The sequence below is a fragment of the Streptomyces sp. NPDC002785 genome (genome assembly GCF_040295565.1).
GTDB lineage: Bacteria > Actinomycetota > Actinomycetes > Streptomycetales > Streptomycetaceae > Streptomyces.
The window spans coordinates 1-3,134 of sequence record NZ_JBEOVN010000371.1; the positions used below are offsets into that span (position 1 = coordinate 1).

1 protein-coding gene is annotated in these 3,134 nt (G+C 73.6%); it reads right to left on the bottom strand.

Going from position 1 to position 3,134, the window contains the following annotated elements:
* Positions 1–3,134: non-ribosomal peptide synthetase (locus ABTZ94_RS37040; RefSeq protein ID WP_351207785.1), on the bottom strand; the 3,134-nt coding region annotated here is incomplete at both ends.

Genomic DNA, 3,134 nt, shown 5'->3' on the forward strand with positions numbered 1-3,134 from the left:
CCGGACAGGTCGGTGCGCAGGACGAGGGTGTTGACGAAGAAACCGATCAGATCCTCCGTCTCGGCACGGTTACGACCGGCGACCGGGCTGCCGACGGTCACGTCGTCCTGGCGGGCGTACTTGACCAGCAGCACCTGGAAGGCAGCCAGCAGCACCATGTACAGGCTCGCGGTGCCACTCCTGGCCGCCTTCCTCAGCCCGGCGGCCACTGCCGCGCTCACCTCGAACGTCACGGTGTCGCCGCCTCCGGGCCGCCCCTCCGGACGGCGGTGGTCGGTGGGCAGTTCCAGAGGTTCCACCCCGGCGAGCCGCTCCCGCCAGTACGCCAGCTGCCCCTCCAGCACGTCACCGGTGAGCTGCTGTCGCTGCCACACGGAGAAGTCCGCATACTGCACAGGCAGTTCCGTGTCCTCGGGCGGGATGCCGGTCGTCGCCGCCCGGTAACCCTCCCGCAGTTCGCGCGCCATGACCGGCTCCGACCAGCCGTCGCAGGCAATGTGGTGCACCGTCAGCAGCAGGTGCGCCTCCTCGTCGGCCAGCCGCACCAGGTGCGCGCGCAGCAGCGGTCCCGCCGCCAGGTCGAACGGGAGGGCGGCCTCCGCGCGGGCCAAGCGCCGTGCCGCCTCCTGCCGTTCCTCGGTGTCGGCGATGTGCCGCAGGTCGTGGACGGCCGTGTGCACCGGCGCCGGCGGATCGACGACCTGCGCCGGCTCACCGTCGTCGTCGGCGACGAACCTCGTCCGCAGGATCTCGTGCCGCGCCAGCATGCGGGTCAGCGCCACGTCGAGGGCATCGGTGTCCAACGCACCGCTGACGCGCAGTGCGAAGGGCACGGCGTACTCGGCGCGTCCGGGCTCCAGTTGGTCGAGGAACCACAGCCGCTGCTGGGCGAAGCTCAGCGGCAGTGGCCCGCCGGTCCGGTCGGCCGACACGATTCGCTCCGCACCGGCCGTCCCGTCGGCAGCGAGCTCCGCCACGGCCGCGGCCAGCCCGACGACGGTGGGTGCCGCGAACAGCTCCCGCACCGGCACCTCCACACCCAGCGCGTCCCGCAGCCGTGACGTCACCTGGGTGGCGAGCAGGGAGTGGCCGCCAAGCTCGAAGAAGTTGTCGTCCACACCGGTGACCTCGGTGCCCAATACCTGGGACCAGGCCGCCGCGATCGCGCGCTCGACCGGAGTACGAGCGGCCGGACCGCCGGCCCCGGATGCGCGGGGCTCAGGCGCGGGCAGCTCCCGCCGGTCCACCTTGCCGTTCGGGGTCAGTGGCAGCCGCTCCAGCGCCACGAACGCGGACGGCACCATGAAGTCGGGCAGTTCACGGCGCAGCCGCCCACGCAGGGCCTCGCCGCGCACCGTAGCGCCCGCTGCCGGGACGACATACGCGACCAGCCGCTTGTCGCCGGGGGCGTCCTCGCGGACGACGACGGTGGCTGCGGCGACGTCGGGGCCGGCCAGCAGCACCGCCTCGATCTCACCGGGCTCGATGCGGTGCCCACGCAGCTTCACCTGGTCGTCCAGCCGCCCCAGGAACTCCAGTTGCCCGTCGGCCAGCCAGCGCACCCGGTCCCCAGTGCGGTAGACCCGGCGCGGTGTGCCGTCGACGTCGGCGGTCACGAACCGCTCCGCCGTCTGGCCCGGCTGCCCCCGGTATCCGCGCGCCAGCCCAGCGCCACCAACGAGGAGTTCACCCGGCACCCCGGTCGGCACCGGCCGGCCGTGCCGGTCCACCACGTACACGAAGGTGCCGCGCACCGGGCGGCCGATCGGCGGCACGGCCGTACCGGTGACGACCTCGGCCGAGGTCGTCACCACCGTCGACTCGGTCGGCCCGTAGTTGTTGACGATGCGGAAGGGCAGGCGCAGCCCGGCCGGCAGGCGCAGCGCGTCACCACCGGTCAGCACGTACTCCAGGGAGGTCGGCTCCGACCAGTCGAGGGCCGCCAGCGACTCCAGCATCGGCGTCGAGACGAAGGTGCCCGTTACCCGCCGCTCGCTCAGCCAGCGCTGGAGCAGCGCCGGCGTCAGCCGCACCGTGTCGTCGGGTACGCACACGGTGGCACCAGTCGCCAGCGCGGGCCACAACTCCCACGCCGCCGCGTCGAACCCGACCCCGGCCAGCAGCGCGACACGCCGTCCCGGGGCCGCACCGAAGGTGTCGGCCGTCCAGCGGACCAGGCCGACCAGGCTGCGGTGCTCGATCTCGACGCCCTTGGGCCGGCCGGTGGATCCGCTGGTGTAGATCACGTACGCCAGGTCACCGGAGGACGCTGCGGGTTCCGGGTCGTGGGCCGGCAGGTCCGCGAGGGACGGCCAGTCCCGGTCGGTGAGGAACCGGCCGGGCTCGTCGGGCAGCCGTGCGGCCCGGGCGCTGTCGGTGACCACGAGCGCGGCCCGCGCGTCCGCGACCATGTAGGCGAGCCGGTCGGCGGGGTGCTCCGGATCCAGCGGCAGGTAGGCGGCGCCGGACTTGAGTACCGCGAGCAGTGCGGTGATCTGCTCAGGGCCGCGCTCCAGGCACACGGCGACCGCGGCCCCGGGACCGGCTCCGCGGAAACGCAGGTGCCGGGCGAGCCGGTTGGCCCGCGCGTTCAGCTCCCGATAGGTCAGTTCTCCGGCGGCCGAGAGCACCGCCGTCGTGTCCAGCCGCAGGGCGGCGCACTCCTCGACGAGCCGGTGCACCGTCGTCCCAGCCCCGGCCCCGGCTTCGGCCCCGGTGTCCGCGGCGGACGCCGTCCCGCTCCACTCGGCCAGCAACCGGCGCCGCTCGGCACCGGTCAGCACCTCCAGCTCGGACAGTCGGCGCTCCGGGCCGGCGACCGCCGCGCACAGCAGCGTGGTGAAGTGCCCGGCCAGCCGCTCCGCCGTGTCCGGTGCGAACAGGTCGAGGGCGAACACCAGATCGCCGTCGAGCGAGCCGTCGGGCCGCTCGGTGAGAATCAGGGTCAGGTCGAACTTGGCCTCCTCCTCGCGGACGGCGAACGGCTCCACCGCCGCGCCGGGCAGCTGCCAGGCGTGGCCGTCAGGGGTGTTCTGGAGCACGAACATCGTCTGGAACAGGGGGTTGCGGGACAGGTCGCGGTCGGGGGCGAGTTCCTCCACGAGGCGTTCGAAGGGCAGGTCCTGGTGGTCGTA